The organism is Endozoicomonas sp. ALB032, assembly GCF_049310125.1.
Classification (GTDB): Bacteria; Pseudomonadota; Gammaproteobacteria; order Pseudomonadales; family Endozoicomonadaceae; genus Endozoicomonas_A.
In genome coordinates this window covers 5,021,778-5,043,264 of sequence record NZ_JBLYNW010000001.1, presented here as the reverse complement: position 1 = coordinate 5,043,264, position 21,487 = coordinate 5,021,778, and the positions used below count along the sequence as shown (strand labels likewise).

Genomic DNA, 21,487 nt, shown 5'->3' with positions numbered 1-21,487 from the left:
GCGTCAAACCAGTCAGGGATATGCGATTGGAAATGTCATTCCTGATGGTGACATTTCATGAATGTATTGTGACTGACTTATCATCAGCCTGAACAAACGGAGTGTAACCATCATGACTTTCGTAGTGGGTGAAAACTGCATAAAGTGCAAATACACCGATTGCGTGGAAGTGTGTCCCGTAGATTGTTTTTACGAAGGACCCAACTTTCTGGTCATCCACCCGGACGAATGTATCGACTGCGCCCTCTGTGAGCCTGAGTGCCCAGCCAATGCGATCTTCTCCGAGGATGAGGTACCGGAAGATCAGCAGGAGTTTATTGAACTCAACGCCGTACTTGCTGACGTCTGGGATAACATTACAGAAAAAACAGATGCACTCCCCGACGCGGAAAAATGGGATGGCGTTAAAGGTAAGCTTGAACATCTGGAACGATAGAACCAAGAAGATCACTATAGGAAAAGTGTGCAGAACGACCTTGATTACTGCTTTCAATGATTCGGGCGTTAACTCTTTCCCAAACAAAAAGCCATGACCCCAAGATCATGGCTTTTTTATTATCAAGGCACTGCTATCAGCTAAAAAGAGACTCCCCGGACAACCCCTGTTTCTCAAGGATCGAGCGCAATCGCTTAAGAGCCTCAACCTGTATTTGCCTGACTCGCTCTCTTGTCAAACCAATTTCCTTACCCACTTCTTCAAGGGTACTGGTTTCGTAGCCCCTTAAACCAAACCTTCTGGCCACCACTTCACGCTGCTTTTCAGAAAGCTCTCCCAGCCACTTGTCCAAACTGTCATTAAGATCAAGATCCTGAAGCAATTCCGCTGGATCAGACTCCTTCTCATCAGAGATGGTATCAAGGATGGACTTATCAGAATCCGGACCCAATGGGGTATCAACAGAAGTGACACGCTCATTAAGCCCCAGCATCCTTTTAACGTCATCGACTGGTTTATCCAGCAGTTGCGCAATTTCTTCCGGGGTAGGATCATGGTCCAGCTTTTGAGTCAGCTCTCGAGCCGCCCTGAGGTAAACATTGAGTTCCTTGACCACATGAATAGGCAGACGAATGGTGCGCGTCTGATTCATGATGGCCCGCTCAATTGTCTGACGAATCCACCAGGTGGCGTATGTTGAAAAACGGAACCCACGCTCAGGATCGAATTTTTCAACCGCCCTGATGAGACCCAGATTTCCTTCTTCAATAAGATCCAGTAGTGTCAGTCCACGATTCACATACCGCCTTGAGATCTTCACAACCAGGCGCAAGTTACTTTCAATCATACGACGCCTGCCCGCTTCAACACCTCGACGGGCAAGACGCGCATAATGCACCTCTTCCTCTGGTGTTAGCAGAGGTGAAAAGCCTATCTCGTTGAGGTAGAGCTGAGTGGCATCAATGGATTTATAGAAACCGTCATCATCACGACGGGCCCTACTGTAATCTGACGCGCTCGGTGTAAGTGTCTGCTGTGCAGGCTCTTTCTCTTCAACTTCTTCATTTTGATTGAGATCAGAGTCCAACACGTTATCAATTTCACTCTTTCCCTGGGTAAAATCCTCAGCAAAATTATTTTGCTCTGAGTCTTCCCTCTTTGCTGCCATAAGAGTCAGTCCTATCCGAAAGCCCCACTGTCTGTCGAACAACCAACTGAGAGTTGAGTCGACACCCGTGAGATCCCTCTACCGACACCGCAGAATGAAATCAGCGTACAGGCAGGAATCGCATCGGGTCGACCGGTTTGCCATTATGCCGAATTTCAAAATGCAGCTTAGGCTCTGTCGTTCCTGTAGAACCTATTTCGGCTATCTTCTGGCCTGCTTTAACTGAGTCTCCTTCACGCACAAGCAACTCCTTATTGTGAGCGTAAGCGCTCAGATAGCTGTTGTTATGTTTCATAATGATCAGCTTGCCATAGCCAGCGAGCTCACTACCCGCGTAAACCACCTCACCAGCGGCAGCTGCACTTACAGGCTCTCCCAATTTGCCTCTGATATCAATCCCTTTATTCAGCCCATTGCCGTTGTGGTATCCCTGTACCACTTTTCCATTGGCCGGCCAGCGCCAACTTGAAATACTGGATGATCGTTCTACCTTCACAGGCATTTTTACTGTTGTTTTTTTAACCGCAGCAGACTTGGATGAAATGGTTGTGCTCTTTATTACAGGACCTGGAGAGTGAGATACATAGCTCGAGGAAGTCAAATTGATATGTTGGCCCGGAAAGATCGTGTAAGGTGAACGTATTCCATTGACAGCAGCTAACTCTTTGTAATCTCTACTATAAAGCCAAGCTATTGAAAAAAGAGTTTCGCCGCCACGGACAATATGACTACCACTAACTACTTTGGGGGGTAACCTGAGCTCTTTAACCTGAACTGAGGAAGGGTCATGAGAACACCCTGACAGTAACAGAGTCAATACTATCCAACCGAATATTCTTGAGCAAACACTCAAATTAATTTCTTGCCCAAGACGATCACCTGTCATTGACTCTGCTCCATACTCAGCCTCCGAGGCACGTCCCACAATATAATAAATTAGGATATATTTAAATTTTCTTAATCTAAAAAAATATATCAAAAAAAGTGATAACGCCTATATCTCAGCGCAGTTTACCTACAAAGGATCATCAGTACCGAAACATTCTTTTCATATCAGCCACCTTCCAGACTGTCTGTCAGGAATGTATTTAGTTCGTGAGACCAGGACACCAACACACAATTCTGCAAAGAATCTTTAGAACAGCCGGGAGCAGCAACCAACCCTTGACAACTATTAAGAATTAATTGCTCACTTATGCAGCAAGAGAGCCCAATAGTTAATTTTCAGTAAAACGATTACTGAATTTCTCAAGCAGAACAACCAGCAAAATACCTGAGAACATTAAAGTAATGGATGGCAACAGGTAAGCCGACTGACCAGAAAGCGCTTCATACGTCCAGGGAGAAATATTTCTTTCCAGGAAGGGAACTTCCTGCCCCGAACTGTTTATTCTCGTTTCCAGGGTTTCTTTCCACGGCCATACTTTTCCCAAGGCACCGAGCATCAGCCCTGTCAGATAAGACAGAGTCAGATCACGATGCTGCTTTAACAACCAGGAGAGGATATGAGAAAATGTCAGCAACCCGACAATGCATCCAGATCCAAAAATCACCAGCAACAGAATATCCAGATCTTTCACGGCAGCCAAAACAGCAGGGTATAATCCCATCAATAACAGGATAAAACTGCCAGAAATGCCCGGCAAAATCATCGCAGAAATAGCAATGCAACCAGCAAAGAACAACATCAGATAAGAAGGAGTCAGAGATGTAGGCGTCAGCGTCCCGATAAAATAGGAGACACCACAGCCAAGCATAAGAAGTATCATAGAAGCGACAGTCCAATGCTTTATCTGTTTTAGCATATGAATCCCTGAAATCAATATCAGACCAAAGAGGAAAGACCATATGAGTTCCGGGTAACTTTCCAGCAGGTACGTAATAAGATGCGAAAAACTCACTATACTAATCAACACACCGCCAAACAGCAGAACCAGAAAACTCCCATCTATATGCTTCCAGCATTCAGCAACCCCTCCGGATTTGAGCTTGACCAGCAAACCGGGATTGATACTCTTCAAAGCATTTAACAGACGATCATAGACACCAGTGATAAAAGCAATAGTACCTCCTGAAACCCCGGGAACAACATCGGCAGCCCCCATCGCCACCCCCTTGAGCAGAATACCCAGACTTTCTTTCATCTTTGACATAATCCAACCTGTCTTATTCTGTAATGCATAAATCAGCAAGAGACCCGTTTATCTTTTAAGAGCGACCCGACTGGTTTTCATTCTTGAGATACAAAGGAGTGTATTACTTCTGAATCCCATCCAGTAATGGCACAAACCGCACAGCTTCAAGCATTTCTTTCTTGAAGGTATCTCCCTGACGGGTGATCCGCAATAAATCCTGAACACTGCGACCTCCAACAGGAACGATGAGACGACCATTATCTTCGGACAACTGCTGTAATAGCTCTTCAGGTATCTGATCCGGGGCAGCTGTCACAATGATTCCATCAAAGGGGCTCATGACTGACCAACCCATACCACCGTCGCTAAGTTTAAACTGAGCATTGTGAATAGAAAGTGCTTTAAGCAATTTCTTCGCTCGTTCATGGAGGGGTTTGATACGCTCAACGGAGTATATTTTTTTTACCAGCGGCGATAGGACCGCTGTCTGGTAACCAGAACCCGTGCCTATTTCAAGTACTCTGTTGAGTGGACCTGCTGCCATGAGAGCCTCTGTCATTCTGGCCACAATATACGGCTGCGACAGTGTCTGCCCGAAACCAATAGGCAAGGCAGTATCTTCATAAGCTCTGTGGGATAGCGCTTCGTCCACAAACAGATGTCTCGGTGTATGTCGAATGACCTCCAGAACCTCGACAGAGTCAATCCCCTGATCTGAAAGTCGATGGATAAGACGCTCCCGGGTTCTCCGGGAGGTCATTCCTATACCATGAATATCAACCTCTTTCATATCATCTGCCCAGCCATTCACTGAGCGCAGAGAGCGTTGCATGATGAGTCTGGTCGTACTGAAGGGGTGTTACTGAGACTAAACCTTCAGCAATTGCATGGAAATCAGTACCCTCACCCGCGTCCTGTTCTTTACCAACAGGAGCAATCCAATAGACATGCTTTCCCCTGGGGTCCAATACTTTAACAGGTTTTTCAGGCCTTTCCCTGTGCCCCAAACGAGTCACTGCCAGCCCCTGGAGCTTTTCATAAGGCCTATCGGGCACATTAACATTTAAAATGGTTCTTTCTGGCAGAGATAATTGCTCAAGTCTGGGGATCAATTCTCTGACCACCCTTCCTGCTGTGATGAAGCCTTGTTCACTTTTGCCACAGGCAGACACAGCAATGGCAGGTAAGCCCATGAAACGACCTTCCATAGCAGCACCTACTGTCCCTGAATAAAGAACATCATCACCCAGGTTGGGGCCATGATTGATGCCTGAAACAACAATATCCGGCTCTTGTTCCAACAGCGCATTGACCGCCAAATGAACGCAATCAGCCGGAGTTCCATCAACACTGTTGAAACCATTGGAATGCTCAGTCACCCTCAGGGGACGACCCAGGGTCAATGAACTGCTCAAGCCCGAACTGTTCCTATCAGGAGCAAAGACAATTCTCTCACCCAGGCCATCGAGCGAACTGTACAGGGTGGATAACCCAGTAGCTAAAACACCATCATCGTTACTGAGCAGTATTCTCACCGAAACATCCTTCTATACATTCTAAAGCTTCCCTCAATACTGCTGTTGCAAAACAGCCTTTTGGAAGAGAAAATTGAAGTTGAACACAATCATCTGATAACCATTTCCAGCTCATAGCTGCAGGTATCAGACGGATGGCCCTTCTCTCCTGCTTTATACCTGCCTGCTCCAAACCTTCACACAACAACAGGTTGCGTGCAGAAATCTCTTCTTCCATCTTTCTGCAATCCGATCCTGAAAGCAACTCCCCTCGACCCCAGAGAGGCGCGGTCAATGAGACTTCTCCCGATTCAATTCTTGTCATCAGGTCCTGGTCATGGTCCCGCAGAATTAAACTACCACTGTCCTGAAAACCGGGTACATCTCCTTCAAGGTAGCGGGTCCAGTTGTGCTGACTGACACGCTCAGAAACGACCTGATTAAATATCCAGGAACGTGCTGCAGACAAATACATTGCGCGTTTGTTTCTGTGAGCCTTGAAACTGTCGGTAAACATCAGCAATGCCCGATCAACATTAGCGCCCTCATGACCAAAGCGTTGCTCTCCAAAATAGTTGGGCACACCTTGACCGGCGATCAACTTCAAGCGTTCTTCCAGCAGCACCTGCGGCACATTTACATGCCTTAAAGTGATGATAAAGTGATTACCTTTCAATGCTCCGGTCTTGAGCTTTTTACCATGTCGGGTCGCGGCAATTATAAGCAAAGATTCGCTATTCAGCTGCGACCATTCCGGGGAGTCCTGCCCGGGCAGCCAGACACTAAACCACTGACGTGTAACACCATGGCGATCCTTTCGTCCTGCATAGCTGACTGCAGAGCGTTTTACACCAGCGAATCTGGAAAGCCGCCCTGCTACCCAATCGGTATTTTCTCCGGTTTTCTGAACATTGACATAGGCATGCTCCCCTTCACCTTCCGGAAGAAAGGGCAGCTCTTCTTCAACGATGAAATCCTCAGGCAGAGACTTGAAAGCGCACTGCCCCAGTGGACCACCCCAGCAATAAGACCAGGATGGTGTGTAAGAAATTTGATTCATTAAACAATAATCTTTCGGGTATAGCGCAAACGGATCAACAAAAAAGGCCTTTGCTATGAGTCAGAAGCACCACCGCATGAACTGCTATACCTTCTTTTCTCCCGGTATAGCCCAACTTCTCAGTTGTCGTTGCTTTTACATTGACAGCTTCAGTTTCGATCTGAAGATCTCTGGAGATATTTTCTTTCATGGCAGGAATATAAGCAGCCATTTTTGGTGTCTGGGCAACAATAGTGCTGTCGACGTTGACTACCTGGTAGCCATTCTCATGAATCAATGTCACCACATGCTTGAGAAGCTGTCGGCTGTCGATTCCCTTATACCTTGGATCTGTATCCGGAAAATGCTGACCGATATCACCCAGAGCAGCCGCTCCCAGTAATGCATCACAAACGGCATGAAGGAGAACATCGCCATCAGAATGGGCTAAAAGCTTATGGCTGTGTTCAATAGTGACCCCGCCCAACACAATGCTGGCATCAGCCGCCACTTCATCGGAAAAGCGGTGCACATCAAAACCGTGACCAATTCGCATCATACTGTCTCAATCAGTTTATCTTGCTGTTGTATGTAGAGGGCTGCAAGTGTCAAATCAGCGCTACGGGTCACCTTGATATTATCGCTGTGCCCTTCGATCATCAGCGGCTTGAATCCAGCGTATTCAATAGCACTGGCTTCATCCGTGACGGGCATTCCGTCATCCAGCGCTTTTTTGAGTGCATCGTAAAGCAGCTTCATTCGAAACATCTGCGGGGTCAGGGCATGCCAAAGCTCATCCCGATCCACGGTCTCAGTCACTTCGCCAGAAGAAGAAGTGCGCTTCATAGTATCTCTGACAGGCATTCCCAACAAACCGCCGGTGGCGTGGCCAGCTAACTGTTTCACAAGCCACTCCAGATCGGAATGACGAATACAAGGTCTGGCCACATCATGCACCATCACCCAATCCTCGGCATCTGCCAACTCGGACAAAGCCTTCAGCCCATTCAAGACGGAATGGTAACGCTCATCCCCTCCCTGCACCAACATAATTCGCGAATCCCGCAACATCTCAATATTTTTGTAGTACTCATCTTCAGCACCAATCACAACAATCAGTTTCTCCAACACAGAAAAACCCAGCAGACGTTCAAGGGTGTGTTCTATTAAGGTGCGACCATGAATCTCAAGATACTGCTTGGGGATTGTACTCTGCATTCTACGCCCCACTCCAGCGGCAGGAACAATTGCCCAAAAACGGGGCTCAAGAGGGATACTCGTACTCACATTGTCACCTACGAAAGGTCATAAGGAACCTTTTGCAAACAGAATATGTTTCAGTCTGTTATAAATCTGAAACGCCACTTAAATAGCCGATCAGGAACCTGCCCCGATCTATAAAATAGCTGCAATGATGAGCGTTGTGGAATTTTTTGCCCGGTATTGAGCCAGCATTAAAGTAGCTGGAACACTCAGTCATATATCAGATAAAACGTTTCATCTTTCTTGATCATCCCCAAATCAAGACGTGCGTGCTCTTCCAGGGTTTGCAAACCGTTTTGCAGCTCAATAACTTCGGTAGCGAGCAAGCGGTTTCGCCGATACAAGCGCTCGTTTTCCCGCTCCTGCTGCTCAATCTGTTTTTTGATCGCTACCATTTCGGCCACACTTCCCTCTCCCGTCCAGAGTTGAATCTGAAGGACCAACAGTGCCAGAAGAAGTAATGTATGCACCAGCTTTAGCATCTGAATCTCTCATTGTTTCCAGCCATTGAGTCTATCAAAGCCTGTAAAATGTGCCCACGATGAAAACAGAAAAAACTAGAATACCCGAAAAGTGATCATAAAAATAAAAGCAAAGGCTCGTTACACAGAACAAAGGGAGACATTAAAAGCCTCCCTTTATTGACGCGCTAATCAAACAACCTGTCAGGCACGCTTGAATTCAGCGAGACCACGATATGGAGCTTTTGTACCCAGCTCTTCTTCAATACGGAGCAGCTGGTTGTACTTGGAAATACGGTCAGAACGGCACAGAGAACCGGTCTTGATCTGACCTGCAGCAGTTCCCACAGCCAGATCTGCAATAGTAGCGTCTTCTGTTTCACCGGAACGGTGAGAGATCACCGCAGTGTATCCAGCATCTTTGGCCATCTTGATGGCCTCCAGCGTTTCAGTCAGGGAACCAATCTGGTTGAACTTGATCAGGATAGAGTTAGCGATACCTTTCTCAATACCTTCCTTGAGAATCCTGGTATTGGTTACAAACAGGTCATCACCAACAATCTGGATCTTATCGCCCAGAATTTCAGTCTGATATTTGAAACCGTCCCAATCAGACTCGTCCAGACCATCCTCGATAGAGATAATCGGGTACTCTTCACAAAGATTGGCCAGGTAGTCAGAAAACTCATTGGAAGAGAAAATTTTGCCTTCACCCTTCATATTATATTGGCCGTCAACATAGAATTCTGATGCCGCACAGTCCATCGCCAAAGTAATATCAGTACCCAGCTTGTAGCCAGCTGCTTCAACTGCTTCTTTAATGACAGCCAGCGCGTCAGCATTAGAAGCGAGATTGGGCGCGAAACCACCTTCATCACCTACCGCAGTATTCAAGCCTTTGGCAGACAGAACTTTCTTCAGGGCATGAAATACCTCAGCACCCATGCGCAAACCTTCAGCAAAAGTCCTGGCAGCGACTGGCTGGATCATGAACTCCTGAATATCGACGTTGTTGTCAGCGTGCTCACCACCGTTGAGAATGTTCATCATAGGAACCGGCATGGTGAACTGGCCAGAAGTGCCGTTCAGGTCAGCAATATGCTGGTAGAGAGGTATTTTCTTATCTGCAGCAGCGGCTTTTGCTGCGGCCAGGGATACTGCAAGAATGGCATTGGCGCCCAGAACACTCTTGTTCTCGGTACCATCCAGCTCAATCATGGCCGCATCCAGTCCACGCTGATCAGCGGCATCACACCCCAGCAGAGCTTCACGGATAGGTCCATTGATGTTGCCCACAGCCTTCAGGACCCCCTTACCCAGGTAGCGAGATTTGTCTCCATCACGCAGCTCCAGAGCTTCACGGGAACCGGTAGAGGCTCCGGATGGTGCAGCAGCACGCCCCATGGCACCCGATTCCAGAATGACATCGGCTTCTACGGTTGGGTTACCGCGAGAATCCATGATTTCGCGGCCTTTGATTTCAACAATTTTTGCCATAATAGCTTTCTCTCTACACAAATGCCGATAGACGATGAAAAGTACGTTGCTTCACTCTTGTTGCACAGAAAGACAAAAATACTTTTCACAACACCATGTCTATGAAGGGAAATATACCTGACCTGACCGGGCAGTGAGGAATCTTACTGTAGACCGATGAAGTCTGAGATCCAGATCTTCCCAACCCAACCATCTCAGCCCGATTAGATAATAATACTGATTCAATTTTCCAGTGCCATTATCCAATTGGACTGTTTTTAGCTTCCCAGACGCTGCAGTGCGGACACTATACCAACTCCCGGCGGGTTATCAACTATTGCACACAGCAACACCGAAAGCGCAAAGATTAAACTTGAATTCAATGGAAGCCCTTGATATCACAGTGATGAAAAACGGATAACAATGAGCGAATGAAGCTTGATAAAAAAACGAACCCCAGCCTCTTAAAGACAGAACCCTTTGCCGCCATCAAAGAGATTATTTTTGACAAAAAAAACCGCCGGAATTCGGCGGTTTTCTTACATCGAACGGAACACTCAATGGGTATCCAGCTCGGGCATTGACTTAACAAGATCGTCAATAGCCTTCACCTGTACCAGAAAGCCTTCCAACTGAGAGAGACGCAGCGCTGAGGGACCATCACAACGAGCTGCATCCGGATCAGGATGGGCTTCCAGGAAAAGACCTGCCAAACGGGTCGACATACCGGCCAGAGACAGCTCAGTCACCTGATGACGACGACCGCCGGAAGCCGCTCCCATTGGATCTCTGCACTGTAGTGCATGTGTTGCATCAAAAATAACGGGAGACTGGCCACTCACCTCTTTCATGGTACGAAAGCCCAGCATATCAACCACCAGGTTGTCGTAACCATAAGAAGATCCACGTTCACAGAGAATAACCTGCTCATTGCCCGCCTCAGCAAACTTGTCGACAATATTACCCATCTGCGAAGGACTCAGAAACTGAGGCTTCTTGATGTTGATCACAGCACCGGTTTTGGCCATGGCAAACACGAGATCGGTTTGACGCGCCAGAAAAGCTGGCAACTGAATAACATCAACCACTTCAGCTACCGGTTGGCACTGATAAACTTCATGAACATCGGTGATCAACGGCATTCCGAACGTCTCCTTCAGCTCCTGAAAGATCTTCAGACCTTCTTCCATGCCCGGCCCACGATAAGAGTGGATGGAAGAACGGTTCGCCTTGTCAAAGGAAGCCTTGAAAATATAAGGAATACCCAGCTTCTCTGTAACAGCAACATAGTGCTCTGCTATTTTCATAGCCATGTCACGAGACTCGAGCACATTCATGCCACCAAACAGCACGAACGGCTTGTCGTTAGCTACCTGAAGAGAGCCTACAGAGACTGCTTTCTGTTCAGACATACGCGCCCTTAATCCTGTTTAGCCTGATAGTTTAAAGCCGCTTCAATGAATGACTTGAAGAGCGGATGCCCATCCCTCGGCGTAGAAGTAAACTCGGGATGAAACTGGCAGGCCACAAACCAGGGGTGCTCCTTGACTTCTACCATTTCAACCAGAGCATTGTCTTCAGAGCGCCCGGAAATAACCAGACCAGCATCCTGGAGCGTTTCGAGGTAATTGTTATTGACCTCATAACGATGACGGTGCCGCTCAATAATAATGTCTTTAGCGTAAGCAGAGTGAGCCTGTGTACCAGAGATGAGGTTACACTTCTGGGCCCCCAACCTCATAGTTCCCCCCAGATCGGACGCTTCGGTGCGAGTTTCTAAAGCACCATCGGAAGCCAACCACTCAGTAATCAGACCTATCACCGGATGCTCGGAGTTTTGATCAAACTCTGAGCTGTTGGCTCCTTCCAGACCTGCCTTGTTACGAGCGTATTCAATAACAGCGACCTGCATACCCAGACAGATACCCAAATAGGGAATCTTGTTCTCACGAGCATGACGAACCGCCTGAACCTTGCCTTCCACACCGCGATGTCCAAATCCACCAGGCACCAGAATCGCACTGACACCTTCCAGACGACTCAGCCCCTCCTGCTCAAGCAGTTCGGAATCAACATAACGGATATTGACCTTGGTACGAGTTTTCAATCCGGCATGGCGAACCGCTTCAATCAGGGATTTATAAGCATCCAGAAGCTCCATATATTTGCCCACCATGGCAATAGTCACTTCCTTTTGCGGGTGGGTGTCACGATCCACAACATCTGCCCACTCAGACAAATCTGCAGCCGGAGCATCCAAACCAAACTTGTCGACAACAATCTGGTCCAGTCCCTGCTCATGGAGCATCTGGGGAATGCGGTAGATAGTATCTGCATCTTCCAGAGAGATAACCGCACGCTCTTCAACGTTAGTAAACAGGGAGATCTTGCGACGGGCAGAGGCTTCAATAAACTGTTCGCTTCGGCAAACCAGAATGTCTGGCTGAAGACCAATGGATCGTAGCTCTTTAACAGAGTGTTGGGTAGGCTTGGTCTTGGTTTCGCCCGCAGTCTTGATAAAGGGCACCAGGGTCAGGTGCATCAGCAAAGCACGGGAAGAACCCAGCTCAACTTTCAACTGGCGGATCGCTTCCAGGAATGGCTGAGACTCAATGTCACCCACAGTTCCACCAATTTCAACCATAGCTATATCTGCGTCACCAGCCCCCTGAACAACGCGACGTTTGATTTCATCGGTAATGTGGGGAATAACCTGAACCGTACCGCCCAGATAATCACCACGACGTTCTTTACGAAGAACGTCCTGATAGACTCGACCCGTGGTAAAGTTGTTGCCCTGCTTCATGGTGGTGCGCACAAAACGCTCATAATGGCCCAGGTCGAGGTCGGTCTCCGCACCATCTTCAGTAACAAACACTTCACCATGTTGGAACGGGCTCATGGTGCCAGGATCAACGTTGATATAAGGATCCAGTTTGAGCATCGTCACCTTAAGACCGCGTGCCTCAAGGATAGCTGCGAGGGAAGCTGAAGCGATGCCTTTGCCCAATGAGGAAACAACACCACCCGTGACGAAAATATAACGCGTCATTGTTATCTGCTGACTCTTAAATGCGGGAAAAAAATGAATACTCAAGATGGGAGATCAGGATACCAAAATCACTGCTAAACGTAAAACACATACTGAGAAAATGCCTAGAAAGTTTGGTTTAAGTCCTGCTGTCCAGACTCAGTCATCGGGACACCAGGACAGGCGTCTGCCAGCACCGGGCTCACAGGCGTACGTGTCTGTGACAAAAACCCCTGGTAACGCCACCAGCTGATCCCCATGAAAAACAAATGGAACAGACTCCCTGACCCAGGGGGGAACTTTGTAGTCCTGCAACCAACGTTTGATCGTCTTACGGCCGTCACGACCTTTCACAGCGACTTTTAGCCCCGCAGGCAGCTCAGAACGAAACAATATACGCAATGCCGTTTCCGGGAGCCGGACATCCCCTCCCTCTTCCAGCGCTAAACGCCCCCCCGAAAAAGGCAGCTTGATGACTTGCTCCGCACGCCACTGCCAGTCAAAACCTTCTCTCTCAATAGGCTCAGGTTTACGAAGCAGCACCAGCTTTCCTGCAAAGCGGCGTAACTGAAAAGCACCTATTAAGACAACAGGCTCAGCATCCTCTGCCGCTTCAATCAAATCTGTGAACAGAGCGTTCAGTCGGATTCTGTCTGGCATTTGGACCTGATGAGAGGCCAGCCAATAGCGAACCACTCTCCGGGCTGCAAGACCATTAATAAGCTTGAGCGCCTCCAGATCTAAAACGCTGCGTTCACCCCAAAGTCGGGATGGCGGTGCTTGAATAATCGGCCGGGCATAGTGCTCTGTTTGCTCAAGGAGCATCTGATTTAGTTCAGAAACATCCTCGGAAAACTGTGCCAGCCGGGCTGCAACACCTGGCCAGACGGCCTCAATCTGCGGCATCAGATTTTGCCTCAGGAAATTACGCCGAAACCTCTGATCCTGGTTGGATTCATCTTCGACAAACACCAAACCATAATTTTTCGCATAGTTTTCAATGGCTTGCCTGGAAACATTAAGCAGAGGTCTTAGCAAGACTCCACCACCTAACCCTCTTGAAACGGGCATACCGGCCACACCATCCAACCCGCTGCCTCGCAGCAATCGAAAAAGCACTGTTTCCGCCTGATCATCCTGATGATGACCCATCAACAGACAACCACCATCAGGCAGACGGTCTTCAAAAACGGCATAGCGTGCTTCACGGCCCTGTCGTTCAATATCCGAGGATGACTCAATAGCAACTTTGACCACCTCCAGAGGAACCTGCCATTGTTCACAAAGGGACAGGCAATGCTCTGCCCATGAGTCGGCGTTCTCACTGAGCCCGTGATGAATATGAACTGCCGAGAGAGACTTAATCTTCCCCTGTTCACGAAGAGACACCGATAAATGAAGAAGAACGGTAGAATCCAATCCACCGCTAAACGCCACTAAAACTGGCTTCCCTGCAATGCCTCTGATTTGCTCAGAAAGATGCTCTGTTAAGGAGAAAAATCTTTCGTCACTGGATGAAATGAAAGACTTTTTCAATCGTCGATTCTTTTCGAAAGGCTGATCCGCCATCAGACAGCGCCGTAATCCCTGATGCGCTGGTAACGACTTTCTATCAATTCATCAGCGGCCATTGTCTCCAGCTTCCGGAGTTCCTCCTCCAGGGCAACACCCAGTGTAGAAGCCATCACTTCTGGCTGACTGTGAGCACCACCCAGAGGCTCCATGACCAGACGATCAATGAGTCCCAACTCCATCAGCCGGGATGCAGTTACACCCATGGCTTCTGCGGCTGTGGAAGCATATTCAGACTTTTTCCAGAGAATCGATGCACAGCCCTCCGGAGAGATCACCGAGTAGATGGAGTTCTGCAACATCAGCAGCTGGTCACAGACACCAATAGCCAGCGCGCCACCGGAGCCCCCCTCTCCGATAACAGTAGAGATAATGGGCACTTTCAGGCGAGACATAACGGCCAGATTGTAGGCAATGGCCTCACTCTGTCCACGCTCTTCCGCGCCAATTCCCGGATAAGCACCCGGCGTGTCGATAAAAGTCATGATGGGCATTTTGAAGCGCTCGGCCATCTCCATGAGCCGACAGGCCTTCCGGTAGCCTTCGGGCTTGGGCATACCAAAATTACGAAGCACTTTGTCCTTGATTTCACGGCCTTTCTGATGACCCATGACCATCACCGGACGACCATTGAATCGGGCAATGCCACCGATAATTGAAGGATCATCTGCAAAGTGACGATCACCATGCAGCTCATCAAACTCGGTAAAGAGATGTTGAATATAATCCAGAGTGTAAGGACGACGCGGATGTCTTGAAAGCTGAACTACCTGCCAGGCAGACAGATCAGAAAAAATCTGCTCAGTCAGGGTCTTGCACTTTTCTTGCAGGCGGCTGACTTCATCAGTAATGTTCAGTTCGGCATCGGTGCCAACCAGTCTTAGCTCTTCGATCTTGGCTTCCAACTCAGCAATCGGCTGTTCAAAATCCAGATAATTCGGGTTCATAGATTCCACTTCAAGAGTTCCGCATCAGCTGAAAAATACGTAAAAGCGATCAATATGTCGAGTTAATAAGAGTAAGCGTCTGTTACTGATACTCTACTTTGGCGGACTCTTTGCCCAGCCATTGCCTTAAACCCATCACCAGGTCATCACTGGGACTAACATTCCATTTTTCGCCCAGCCGGATACTGGCCGAAGCATCGTCACTGGTGTAGTTGACCTGCACCGGGAGCTGACCCGGATGCTGTCTGAGCAAGCCGGACATTTTGGCATGAAACGCATTGTCCACCTGCCCACTGCTTAAATCCACCAGCAGCCTGCGGGCATAGTAACTTCGGGCATCAATCAGGTTGAGAGCTTTCTTGGCTCTGACCTTGAGGCTACCAGAGTAGTCATCAAAGCTGACCTCCCCTTCAAAGACAATCACCGTATCCATCTTGATGAGCGCCTGACACTGCTCAAAAACATCGGCAAAGATCGATACTTCGATTCGGCCAGTACGATCATCCAATGTCACAAAACACATTTTGTCGCCGCGTTTGTTATTCATGGTCCTCATGGCCACCACCAGGCCTGCTATGTTTTGACTTTCGCCTCTGGCTGGCTGAAGGTCCCGGATACGGTTGCGAATAAAGTGTTTGATCTCCTGCTCATATTCATCAATGGGATGACCGGTCAGGTACAGACCCAGAGTGTCTTTTTCGCCACTCAGCCGAACTTTATCGGCCCACTCTTCGACATTGCCGTACTTATCGTAGACATCCTCTTCACCGGCGGGCACCAGTGCACCGAACAGATCACCATGGCCAGAGTCAAAACTCTTGGCGGCCTGGTCTGCCGCTTTCATGGCTTCAGATTGGCTGGACTCCAACACCGCGCGGTTAAAATTGTATCGGGCCTTTTTACCCGGTGCAGGCCCCAGCAGATCAAGGGCACCGGAACGAATCAAAGCCTCCAGAACCCGTTTATTGATACTCTTGGCATCAACACGTTCACAAAAATCAAAGAGGTCCTTGAATGGACCGCCTGAGTTTCTGGCTTCAACAATGGATTCGATAGGCCCCTCACCAACGCCCTTGATGGCACCCAGACCATAAACAATATGCCCGTCGTCATTCACGCCAAACATATAGTCACCACTGTTTACATCCGGTGGCAGCAGCGTAAGTTCCATTTCCCGACACTCTTCAATAAACGTCACAACCTTGTCGGTATTCTGCATATCGGAACTCATGACCGCCGCCATAAATTCTGCCGGGTAATGGGCTTTCAGCCAAAGCGTCTGATAAGAGACCAGGGCATAGGCAGCCGAGTGAGATTTGTTAAAGCCGTAACCGGCAAATTTCTCCACAAGGTCGAAGATTTTCATCGCCAGCTCGCCATCAATCCCCTGTTTGATAGCCCCTTCTTCAAAGACTGCTCTCTGCTTGGCCATCTCTTCGGGTTTTTTCTTACCCATGGCTCGACGAAGCATATCCGCACCACCCAGGGTATAACCTGCCAGCACCTGAGCGATCTGCATGACCTGCTCCTGATACAGGATGATGCCATAGGTAGGCTGCAGAATCGGCTGAAGCCACTCGTGCTGATATTGAGCATCCGGATAGGACAACTCTTCCCGGCCATGCTTACGATTAATGAAGTTATCTACCATGCCCGATTGCAGAGGCCCCGGGCGAAAAAGGGCCACGAGAGCGATGATATCCTCAAAACAATCGGGCTGAAGACGCTTGATCAGATCCTTCATGCCCCGGGACTCAAGCTGGAAAACCGCAGTGGTCTCAGCCCGCTTGAGCATGTCGTAGGAGAACTTGTCCTCCAGATCGATCATCATGATGTCAAGCTCATCCTCGCCACGTTGCTGGCGGCGGGGGTTGATCATTTTCAACGCCCAGTCAATGATGGTCAGAGTTCTCAGCCCCAGAAAGTCAAACTTCACCAGACCAGCAGACTCAACATCATTTTTATCAAACTGGGTAACAACACCGCCACCGGCTTCATCACAGTAAAGCGGTGCAAAATCGGTCAGTTTGGTCGGTGCTATGACGACACCGCCAGCGTGCTTACCGACATTGCGGGTAACTCCTTCAAGTTTGAGCGCCATATCCCAGATTTCCTTGCCATCTTCATCGATATCAAGAAAATCCCTGATAGTAGCTTCCTGCTCGTAAGCTTTACCGAGGGTCATACCGATCTCGAAGGGAATCATTTTCGAGAGCCGGTCTGCAAGACCGTAGGACTTGCCCTGGACCCTGGCTACATCCCTGACCACCGCCTTAGCAGCCATGGTACCGAAAGTAATGATCTGGGAGACCGCATCACGACCATAGGTTCTGGCGACATAGTCAATCACCCTGTCTCTGCCATCCATACAGAAGTCGACATCAAAGTCAGGCATGGACACCCGCTCCGGATTCAGGAATCGCTCGAACAGCAGGTCATACTGAATAGGGTCAAGGTCGGTAATTTTTTGCGCGTAGGCCACCAGTGAACCAGCACCGGAACCACGCCCCGGCCCGACCGGTATGCCGTTACTTTTAGACCACTGGATAAAATCCATTACGATCAGGAAATAGCCCGGAAATCCCATCTGGAGAATAATATCCAGTTCGAAATCGAGACGATCCCGATACACTTTTTCTTTACTGACATAGTCAGAATCAGCAGGGTCCAGAATAGTTTGCAAACGTTCAGTCAAACCATCATGGGAAAACTTCCTGAAAAAGGCATCCATCGTCATCCCCTCAGGGATGGGAAATTCTGGCAGAAAGTACTCGCCCAGATGCACATAAACCGAGCAGCGCCGGGCAATTTCCACTGAATTTTCAAGCGCTTCAGGGATATCGGAGAAGAGTTCACACATCTCTTCTTCCGTTTTCAGATACTGCTCTTCGCTGTATCTTTTGACCCTGCGCGGGTCGTCCAGGGTTGAACTTTCACCGATACACACCCGGGCTTCGTGGGCTTCGAAGTCTTCTTTATTGATGAACATGACATCGTTGGTGGCCACTACCGGGCAATCGTATTTTTCAGCCAGCGCGACGGAGCCATGCAGGCAATCCTCATCACCCGCTCGGGATGTTCTGTGCAGCTCAAGATAGTAACGCCCCGGAAAAGCTTCCATCCATTCAGTCAAAAGCTCACCCGCCAGCGCTTCATTGCCATTAAGAATGGCCTGACCTACATCCCCTTCTCTGGCACCTGATAGCGCTATCAGGCCTTCAGATTTTTCCTGAATCCATTCTCTTTTGACAATGGCTTTGCCATGCTGCTGATTCTCCAGAAAGGACCGGGAAATCAGCTCTGTGAGGTTTCTATAGCCCTTCTCATTCATAGAAAGCAATACAAGTCTCACAGGCTCAAGAGCCGGATCAGAATGCGTAACCCATAAGTCAGCGCCACTGATCGGTTTAATACCCGCCCCCTGGGCACTGTTATAAAACTTTACCAGCGAGCAAAGGTTCGACTGATCAGTAACGGCCACCGCAGGAAAACCCAGCTCTCCCGCTGCCTTAATCAGTGGCTTGATGCGAACCAGGCCATCGCTCAGGGAAAATTCTGTATGAAGTCTCAGATGTATGAAACGTGCAGGCATGAGAGAAGGTAGACCGATTGATGGTGATTTTTAATTCTAACAACGGAGCCATGTTAACTGCCAGCTCGTTATAACCCCGATGCCTCCAATGCATCACGGACAGGCTTGAACGAACGACGATGGATAGGCGTCGCCCCAAGCTTTTTCAGGGCATCCATATGAACTCTGGTTGGATAACCTTTGTGACCGGCAATCCCGTAACCGGGATAGTGCTTTTCCAACTCAACCATTTCACGATCACGTGTTACTTTTGCCAGAATAGAAGCTGCCCCAATCTCCGGAACAGAACCATCACCTTTCACCACAGCCTCAGCAGGACAGGGCAGATCAGGACAACGATTACCATCGATCAGGGCCAGTTCCGGCTTCACTGAAAGGCCTGCAACCGCTCTCTGCATGGCCAGCATAGTGGCATGAAGAATATTCAGTTCATCGATCTCATGAACTTCAGCCCTGCCGATGGACCAGGCCAGTGCTTTCTCTTTGATTTCTTCAAAGAGCGCATCACGTTTCTTTTCAGACAGTTTCTTGGAATCATTAAGCCCGGCTATGGGATTATCAGGGTCCAGAATGACAGCGGCGGTCACCACCGGACCGCAGAGTGGGCCCCGACCCACCTCGTCGACACCACAAACCTGTGTAACGGTCTCGGGGACAGCAAAAAAACCCAGCTCATTTTGTTGCATCGTATTTTCCTACTACCGACATCACCGCATCATAGGCCAGAGCACTGGCATCACGTTTGAGGGTTTTATGAATCGCTGTAAATTCCTGAACCAGATGACTTCGCCACTCCTGATCGTCTAATGCCCTGGCCATGGCTTCATGAAGCTTTTCAGAGGTCGCATCGTCTTGCAGCAGCTCAGGTACACAGGGCTCGCTCGCCAACAAATTCGGCAGGCCAACATGTTCAACTTTTACCAAACGGCTGAGAATCGCAAAACTCAGTGACGCCATTCGATAGCTGATCACCATGGGCCTCTTATGTAAAGCTGCCTCCAGAGTAGCCGTTCCTGAAGCGATCAAAATCGCATTGGCTGCCGCCATCATCTCAGAAGTTTTACCGACGGCAACCGTGACATTCAGATCTGGAAAATCTTCCAGCATGGGTAGCAACTGCAACTTTCTCTTTTCATTGGCACAGGGAATGACGAACCGAATATCGGGATGGTCTTTCTTTAGCAGGCGCGCAGTGTTTAAAAAAAGCTCCCCCAAACGGGATACTTCAGCTTTTCGACTGCCCGGCAATAAGGCGACCACAAGCCCTTCTTCATCCATTCCCAGTGAGCGCCGAGCTGCAACCGCGTCCGGCTCCCAGGCCACTTGATCGGCCAGCGGATGACCAACAAAAGTGACCGGAACCCCATGCCCCTGATAGTAATCTGCCTCAAACGGGAGAAGCGCGAGCATATGATCAACGGCACACCGAATTTTCTTCAATCGGCCTTCTCGCCATGCCCAAACCTGAGGACTTACATAATGAACTGTAGGTATCTCATTGGATTTAAGGTACTTTTCCAAAGCCAAGTTAAAGTCAGGCGCATCAATCCCGATAAAAACGTCTGGTTTTTCTGCCATGAAAGTTTCTTTCAGCTGCTTGCGAATCCCTAATAGCTCTCTCAGCCGCCCCAGCACCTCAACAAGCCCCATTACTGAAAGCCTCTCCATGGGGAAAAGACTCTCAAACCCTTCAGCGATCATCATTGGACCACCAATCCCATAGCATCGGGCATCGGGGTGATGGCATTTGATCTTTCTGATCAGCGCTGCTCCCAGCAGATCACCCGAGGCCTCCCCGGCCACCAGAGCAAATGACAGTGTTCTGGACATTCCTATTTACCGTGAAAAATATGTGGCTGGCAGGGAAAGACTGACTTCGAAAATCAGCGCGTGATACCTCGGGTTGACGCTTTCAAAGAGTCAATAAGCAACTGGATTTGGGGCTGTTTTTTCATGGATTCAAGCCTGTCCAGTGCCTCATTAGTCCGCAGACCCTGCCGGTAGATCAACTTGTAACATTGACGCAATTCACGGATCAGTTCCGAACTGTAACCACGACGCCTCATCCCCTCAAAATTCATGCCGTGAGCCTTGGCCGGGTTACCACTGACCATCACGAATGCAGGAACATCCTTGAAGAGAGCTGTATGAGCAGCACTCATACTGAAATCACCAATAACACAAAACTGATGCACGGTGGTGAACCCTCCCAGGATGACCCCATCACCAATCCTGACATGACCGGCCAGCGTAGCGTTATTGGCCAGGATAATGTTATTACCAACGATGCAGTCATGGGCCACATGAACGTAGGCCATCAACAGGTTATTGCTGCCAATGCGGGTAATCGAATTATCCTGGGAAGTCCCCCGATGAATAGTACAACCCTCACGGATCACATTATTGTCACCCATTTCAAGCCAGGTCGTTTCGCCTGCGTACTTCAGGTCCTGACAATCTTCACCAACACTGGCGAACTGGAAAATGCGGTTATTTCTGCCTATTTTGGTGTGCCCCTTGACAACAGCATGGGCATGAATTTCTGTTCCAGAGTCAATTTCAACGTTTGCACCAACAATGGCATAGGGTCCGACCTTTACGTCCGGTGCCAAAGCAGCACGCGGATCAATAATGGCTGTCGGATGGATCAATTCATCCAGAACAGCATTTGATTCTTGGCTGGAACGGGAATCAATCAAGACTATAGTTCCTTTCTTGCACAGGTTATTTCAGCACAGCGGGCTATCTTACCATCAACCTCCCCCTGACAGGAGAACTTCCAGACATTTCTTTTCATGGCCAGAAATTAAGCCCTCAGCAAAACCTGATCACTGGGCATGACAGGATGATCAG

Annotated in this window: 19 protein-coding genes; 1 reads left to right on the top strand and 18 read right to left on the bottom strand. The window is 48.8% G+C overall.

Annotated elements, in window-relative coordinates; genetic code table 11:
- The first annotated feature begins 112 nt into the window (after positions 1–112).
- Positions 113–436 (top strand): ferredoxin FdxA, encoded by a 324-nt coding sequence (gene fdxA, locus ACO6VG_RS18390; RefSeq protein ID WP_257281113.1) that lies wholly within the window; start codon positions 113–115, stop codon positions 434–436.
- A 136-nt stretch (positions 437–572) separates the two neighbouring features.
- Here the strand turns inward: fdxA and rpoS are convergent, their stop codons facing one another.
- From rpoS to lpxA, 18 genes are all read right to left on the bottom strand, one after another.
- Positions 573–1,604: an RNA polymerase sigma factor RpoS gene (gene rpoS, locus ACO6VG_RS18385; RefSeq protein WP_422133650.1), complete on the bottom strand. Its 1,032-nt coding sequence runs from the start codon at positions 1,602–1,604 to the stop codon at positions 573–575.
- Positions 1,605–1,704: 100 nt separating this feature from the next.
- Entirely contained in the window at positions 1,705–2,490 is a 786-nt protein-coding gene (locus ACO6VG_RS18380; RefSeq protein ID WP_422475067.1) for a peptidoglycan DD-metalloendopeptidase family protein, read from the bottom strand.
- Positions 2,491–2,821: 331 nt separating this feature from the next.
- Entirely contained in the window at positions 2,822–3,757 is a 936-nt protein-coding gene (locus tag ACO6VG_RS18375; RefSeq protein ID WP_422133648.1) for a DUF368 domain-containing protein, read from the bottom strand.
- A 103-nt stretch (positions 3,758–3,860) separates the two neighbouring features.
- Positions 3,861–4,529: a protein-L-isoaspartate(D-aspartate) O-methyltransferase gene (locus tag ACO6VG_RS18370; RefSeq protein ID WP_422133647.1), complete on the bottom strand. Its 669-nt coding sequence runs from the start codon at positions 4,527–4,529 to the stop codon at positions 3,861–3,863.
- A 1-nt stretch (position 4,530) separates the two neighbouring features.
- Positions 4,531–5,274, bottom strand: coding sequence for a 5'/3'-nucleotidase SurE (surE, locus tag ACO6VG_RS18365; RefSeq protein WP_422133646.1), 744 nt, complete (start codon positions 5,272–5,274; stop codon positions 4,531–4,533).
- Positions 5,255–6,313 (bottom strand): tRNA pseudouridine(13) synthase TruD, encoded by a 1,059-nt coding sequence (truD, locus tag ACO6VG_RS18360; RefSeq protein ID WP_422137908.1) that lies wholly within the window; start codon positions 6,311–6,313, stop codon positions 5,255–5,257. The genes surE and truD overlap by 20 nt, the downstream gene beginning before the upstream one ends.
- Positions 6,314–6,347: 34 nt before the next feature.
- Positions 6,348–6,848: a 2-C-methyl-D-erythritol 2,4-cyclodiphosphate synthase gene (ispF, locus tag ACO6VG_RS18355; protein WP_422137104.1), complete on the bottom strand. Its 501-nt coding sequence runs from the start codon at positions 6,846–6,848 to the stop codon at positions 6,348–6,350.
- Positions 6,848–7,579 (bottom strand): 2-C-methyl-D-erythritol 4-phosphate cytidylyltransferase, encoded by a 732-nt coding sequence (gene ispD, locus ACO6VG_RS18350; RefSeq protein ID WP_422133644.1) that lies wholly within the window; start codon positions 7,577–7,579, stop codon positions 6,848–6,850. The genes ispF and ispD overlap by 1 nt, the downstream gene beginning before the upstream one ends.
- A gap of 185 nt (positions 7,580–7,764) precedes the next feature.
- On the bottom strand, positions 7,765–8,037 hold the full coding sequence (locus ACO6VG_RS18345; protein WP_422133643.1) for a septum formation initiator family protein: 273 nt from the start codon (positions 8,035–8,037) through the stop codon (positions 7,765–7,767).
- A gap of 183 nt (positions 8,038–8,220) precedes the next feature.
- Entirely contained in the window at positions 8,221–9,513 is a 1,293-nt protein-coding gene (gene eno, locus ACO6VG_RS18340; RefSeq protein ID WP_422475065.1) for a phosphopyruvate hydratase, read from the bottom strand.
- 536 nt (positions 9,514–10,049) lie between these two features.
- A complete protein-coding gene (kdsA, locus tag ACO6VG_RS18335) occupies positions 10,050–10,904 on the bottom strand; it encodes a 3-deoxy-8-phosphooctulonate synthase (protein ID WP_422133641.1) in 855 nt (284 codons plus the stop codon).
- Between the two features lie 8 nt (positions 10,905–10,912).
- Positions 10,913–12,544 (bottom strand): CTP synthase, encoded by a 1,632-nt coding sequence (locus ACO6VG_RS18330; protein WP_422137906.1) that lies wholly within the window; start codon positions 12,542–12,544, stop codon positions 10,913–10,915.
- A gap of 138 nt (positions 12,545–12,682) precedes the next feature.
- Positions 12,683–14,059: a tRNA lysidine(34) synthetase TilS gene (tilS, locus tag ACO6VG_RS18325; protein WP_422475063.1), complete on the bottom strand. Its 1,377-nt coding sequence runs from the start codon at positions 14,057–14,059 to the stop codon at positions 12,683–12,685.
- A gap of 32 nt (positions 14,060–14,091) precedes the next feature.
- Positions 14,092–15,042 (bottom strand): acetyl-CoA carboxylase carboxyl transferase subunit alpha, encoded by a 951-nt coding sequence (gene accA / locus ACO6VG_RS18320; protein WP_422133638.1) that lies wholly within the window; start codon positions 15,040–15,042, stop codon positions 14,092–14,094.
- An 82-nt stretch (positions 15,043–15,124) separates the two neighbouring features.
- The gene (gene dnaE, locus ACO6VG_RS18315) at positions 15,125–18,634 is read right to left on the bottom strand and encodes a DNA polymerase III subunit alpha (RefSeq protein ID WP_422475061.1); all 3,510 of its coding nucleotides are present in this window, start codon (positions 18,632–18,634) and stop codon (positions 15,125–15,127) included.
- A gap of 68 nt (positions 18,635–18,702) precedes the next feature.
- A complete protein-coding gene (rnhB, locus tag ACO6VG_RS18310) occupies positions 18,703–19,320 on the bottom strand; it encodes a ribonuclease HII (protein ID WP_422137902.1) in 618 nt (205 codons plus the stop codon).
- A complete protein-coding gene (lpxB, locus tag ACO6VG_RS18305) occupies positions 19,307–20,464 on the bottom strand; it encodes a lipid-A-disaccharide synthase (RefSeq protein ID WP_422137901.1) in 1,158 nt (385 codons plus the stop codon). The genes rnhB and lpxB overlap by 14 nt, the downstream gene beginning before the upstream one ends.
- A 53-nt stretch (positions 20,465–20,517) precedes the next feature.
- Complete coding sequence (gene lpxA, locus ACO6VG_RS18300) at positions 20,518–21,285, bottom strand: acyl-ACP--UDP-N-acetylglucosamine O-acyltransferase (protein ID WP_422137103.1); 768 nt, start codon at positions 21,283–21,285, stop codon at positions 20,518–20,520.
- Positions 21,286–21,487 lie beyond the last annotated feature (202 nt).